This is a genomic window from Streptomyces sp. NPDC033845, assembly GCF_055576225.1.
Genome location: NZ_JBVIRI010000066.1, coordinates 1 through 3,930, shown reverse-complemented (window position 1 = coordinate 3,930; position 3,930 = coordinate 1). Strand labels below are relative to the sequence as shown.

General features: G+C 69.6%; 5 protein-coding genes and 1 pseudogene. 3 read left to right on the top strand and 3 right to left on the bottom strand.

Annotation, left to right across the window (positions count from 1 at the left end; translation table 11 throughout):
- The 3 genes from ACZ50K_RS37705 to ACZ50K_RS37695 form a co-directional block, all read left to right on the top strand.
- The coding region (locus ACZ50K_RS37705) for an integrase core domain-containing protein (RefSeq protein WP_468911975.1) at positions 1–143 on the top strand (143 nt) is incomplete at its 5' end.
- Between the two features lie 322 nt (positions 144–465).
- Positions 466–816, top strand: a complete 351-nt coding sequence (locus tag ACZ50K_RS37700) for a MerR family transcriptional regulator (RefSeq protein ID WP_468911973.1) — start codon at positions 466–468, stop codon at positions 814–816.
- The gene (locus ACZ50K_RS37695; RefSeq protein ID WP_468911970.1) at positions 816–1,307 is read left to right on the top strand and encodes an STAS domain-containing protein; all 492 of its coding nucleotides are present in this window, start codon (positions 816–818) and stop codon (positions 1,305–1,307) included. Before ACZ50K_RS37700 ends, ACZ50K_RS37695 begins: the two co-directional genes overlap by 1 nt.
- Before the next feature lie 356 nt (positions 1,308–1,663).
- On the opposite strand, the gene ACZ50K_RS37690 is transcribed toward ACZ50K_RS37695, so the two are convergent.
- The 3 genes and pseudogenes from ACZ50K_RS37690 to ACZ50K_RS37680 all read right to left on the bottom strand — a co-directional run bounded on the left by ACZ50K_RS37690 (position 1,664) and on the right by ACZ50K_RS37680 (position 3,703).
- Positions 1,664–2,077, bottom strand: a complete 414-nt coding sequence (locus ACZ50K_RS37690) for an ATP-binding protein (protein ID WP_468911967.1) — start codon at positions 2,075–2,077, stop codon at positions 1,664–1,666.
- Positions 2,078–2,171: 94 nt separating this feature from the next.
- Positions 2,172–2,376: pseudogene (locus ACZ50K_RS37685) on the bottom strand (LacI family transcriptional regulator); the annotation flags it as partial.
- 289 nt (positions 2,377–2,665) lie between these two features.
- On the bottom strand, positions 2,666–3,703 hold the full coding sequence (locus tag ACZ50K_RS37680) for an LPXTG cell wall anchor domain-containing protein (protein ID WP_468911966.1): 1,038 nt from the start codon (positions 3,701–3,703) through the stop codon (positions 2,666–2,668).
- Positions 3,704–3,930 lie beyond the last annotated feature (227 nt).

The window sequence follows — 3,930 nt, the reverse complement described above, 5'->3', positions numbered from 1 at the left end:
GTGACAGTCGTCCCTGGCCCAGCCGGGCCGCCGCCCGCACCGCGATATTCGAGTGGATCGAGAGCTGGTACAACGTGCATCGGCTCCACAGCAGCCTCGGCTACCGCAGCCCCGCCGAATACGAGACCGCCCTGGCGGCCTGACCAACACACCAACCGTGTCCGTCAAAGCGGAACAAGCTCATAGTTGATCATCCGAGGGATGAACGGAGGGATTGAGGCGCCATCAGGATCGCCCGGACGTGACACGAGGTCCGGGTACCGCAGGAGATCGTGAGTGAGGTGGTCTCCGGTCGAGCAAGCGTGATCCCCGCACCCCCGACGCAGAGCTCAGGTCGGGTAGGCGGAACAAGTAGGCCGGCGCAGTATCAGGGCCGGTAGATGGTGAAGCAGTTCCTTCGGGGCCCTGGTGCACGTACGCACCAGGGCCCCTCCACGCGTTTTCCGCGAACACGAAGAGGTGTCGATGGCAGCAGAAACCCCGACCGGCCCGCTCGGCGGTCACCTGGACGACGACGACTTCCCCGCCCACACGATGGGCCGGGCCGCCGAACTGCTCGGCACCACCCAGGGCTTCCTGCGCGCGATCGGCGAGGCCCGCCTGATCACCCCGCTCCGCTCCGCAGGCGGACACCGGCGCTACTCCCGCTACCAGCTGCGGATCGCGGCCCGCGCGCGGGAGCTCGTCGACCAGGGCACCCCGGTCGAGGCGGCCTGCTGGATCGTGGTCCTGGAGGACCAGTTGCAGGAAGCGCAGCGCATCAACGCCGAGTACCGCCGCACTTCCGGATCGGCGAACCCGTCGGCGGCGGCCTGATGAGAGCCGAGGCGAGGAGCCACACGCCGACGGACCCACGGAGGTGGACGGGCCACGAGCCGGAGGCCCCGCGGCCGCCGGGCGTGACCCCTCCCCGGCGGGATGCTCGCACGCTGCTCCCCGCCGGAGGCGACGGCCTGGTCCGTCTCACCGGGGAACTCGACGTGGCGACCGCTCCGGCTGTCCGCAAAGCGGTCCGCGCATCCCTCACCGCCTGCCCGGCTGTGCTGCGCGTCGACATCGGTGGGGTCTCGTTCTGCGACTGTGCGGGTCTGGGTGCCTTGTTGTGGGCGAAGGCGGAGGCGGCCCGCGCCGGGGCCGGGTTCTTCCTCAGCGGCCCGTTCCGGCCCGCGGTGGCCCGGCTTTTGGAAGTCACCGGGACCGCGGCCCACCTCGGCCTGACGCCGCACCCGAACGAACAGGGCCACCGCGAGAAGAACACGGGCGAGCTGCGCCTTCTGACACCGTCTGCCGGCTCCGCAACGCGATAACCGACCGGGTAGCTGTGTCTTGAACGCGATATGGGTCCGGGGTGCGGACCACGCGGGAAGTCGATGACCGAAGGGGCGGTTGACCAGACGGCGCGCACCGTGTGGGGTACAGCGCCTGGGCGGGTATCTGGCCGCGGGCGGGGCCGGTTCGTTGGAGGGTTGGTAGTCGATATCCGTCCCGAAAGCTGGGGGCGGCCCCCGGGGTCCTGATGTCTGACTGCTTCCGTCACCACGGGTCGGCGACCGCCGGGCCTGATGGTGACGGGTACCGTGAGCGGTGGTGTCGCCGTCGGGCGTCAAGGCCGCTCCGTTCCGCCTGCAGCCCTGGGGCCGGCCGGGTCTGAGTCGTGGGCTTCTCAGCCGTCGGTGAGGGCGATGGTCGCGGTGATGCGTTTTCCCGCGGGTTCGCGCTCGATGGTGAAGGTGCGGGCGAGGCTGATGACGATCGTGAGTCCGTGTTGGCCGATGCGCAGGGGGTCGGGGGGCAGGAGTGCGGGCGGGTCGGGGTTGCGGTCCCACACCGCCACTTCCACGCACCCTTCCCGGGCTTCCAGCCGCAGCCGGCTCGGGCCGGGCGCGTACTTGCGGGTGTTGGTGACGAGCTCGCTGACTACGAGCTCCACGACGTCCAGGGCCCGTTCGCTGATCGGTATCCGGTGAACGTCCTGAAGGTCGGCGAGGAAGCGGCGCGCGAGGTGGCGGGACCGGGCGATGGGCTCGCTGCCCGTGTAGAGGGCGGAGCAGGATATGGGGGTGGGGCGGCTTACCACGGGCTGTCTGCTCTCTTGGGCTTCTCAAGGGTGGCCACGCTGCGGACGCCGCCGGACCACTCCGGCCCCGACCACGCGGACGTACCGGATCACCACGCAGGCCGTGAGGCGTCATGTCATTGGCGATGGCGACCCAACACCAGTCCGCTCGCGCCGCCGCTCCCCTCCCCCGCGCCGGCACCCCCGGCCATGGCTCCCCCAGGACTGACACGGGCCGGGCTCCCTACGGCCGTCTTCGGATACCAGCCGGACACGACCGGGGTGAACGGCCACGTCGCGAAGCCGTTCCGGCGCCCTTGGCGACCGTGGCCGCGAACTTGTCGTCGCGGCCGGCAAGGATGGCGGCGCGCTCGGCGGTGAGCAGAATGCCCAGCGGCTCAAGCCGGTCGAGCCGCGGGCCTCGGTCGTGCCGACGGACGCGTTCGGGGCGATGGGACTGCCGTTCCTGGACATGCCCGCGGTGCCGCCGAAGAAGTAGCGCGCGCTGCAGAAGGGCCGCGCGCCGCGACGGCGGCGCTCACAGAAAGAGGACCTGTGTCCCCCTTCCGAACGCAAGGCCTCTCTCCGTCTGTGCGGCGAAGTCCTTCGTCAGCTGTGCGCACCGGCCTTGCGGCGACGCACCGCGAACAGGGCGCCCGCGCCAGCGACCAGCGCGACACCGCTCAGCAGGCCGATCGTAGGCAGAGCGGAGTCCGCGCCGGTGGCGGCCAGGTTGCCCGTTGGTAGCTTGGAGATGTCACCCTGCGGCTTCTTCACCGAGTTCTTGGAGCCCTTGCCGCTCGGGTTCGCGGAGCCCTGGTCCGGGTTCTGGGAGCCGGGCTTCAGGACCTCGAAGTCGTACTGGGCCCAGCCCTCGGCGACGCAGTTCTGGCCGTCGACGTTGCCGAGGTAGGCGCCGGAGCCGAAGGAGTAGGCGTCCCCGGCTGGGGCCTTGGCGTCGATGCCGACGCGCAGGTCGACGGTCTTGCTCTTGCCAGCCTTCAGCTGGTCGACGTAGAAGAAGTAGTCGCCGGCCCATTCGTCGATGCCGATGCGGTCCCAGGTACCCGTCTCGGTGTTCTTGAACTCCAGGTCGATGTACGGGCTGAGGAACTTCGTCTCGTCCAGTTTGTCGTTCTCGATCTCGGCGTAGAAGCGGACACCGAGCGTGGTGCCGGAATCGTTGGTGATGATCAACTTGAAGCTGTGGAAGCCGTCACCGGCCACGATCTTGCCGGGCAGGCCCTTGATGTCCGCTGACACCTTGGCGTTGAAGTCGTCGTCGAAGACCTCGCAATAGGGGACGTCCGGGTCGGTCGGGTCCTCGCTGGGCTCGGCGGAGTCGGTGGGTTCGGGCTCGTCCGTCTCGCTCTCCGTGGCGCTCGGGGAGGCCGTGTCCGTGGGCGGCTCGGAGGTCGCCGTGTCGGACGCCGACGGGGTGCCGCTCGGCAGCTTGGAGGTGGTCTCCGTGGGCGACGCGGTGTCGCTCGCGCTCTCGGACAGCGTCTCGGTGGGGCTGGGCGACGTCCTCTCGGTGGGGCTGGGAGACATCGTCTCGTCCGCGAACGCGACGGGCGCGGACAGCAGGGCGAGCGGGGCTGCGACAGCCATCGCGGCCGCTGCGGCCGTGGTACGGCGAATCTTCATCAAAGACCTCAAGGAGTTCGGTTGTGCCGCGGGGCGGCAGCGCGAGTGTGGTTCCTGGTGCGCATGCTCTGATTCCTGGGCGTCAGGCTCGGGTTCAGGCTCCGGCAAGATGAAATCAAGGTCCCACGCCTGACTACTGAGGTTGAACTCGTGTTGTCGTAGGGGCTGACGCCTGGTCGTCCGCTGCGGTATCACCAGGGCATGCGGTATCCACAAGGGGGCGGGCT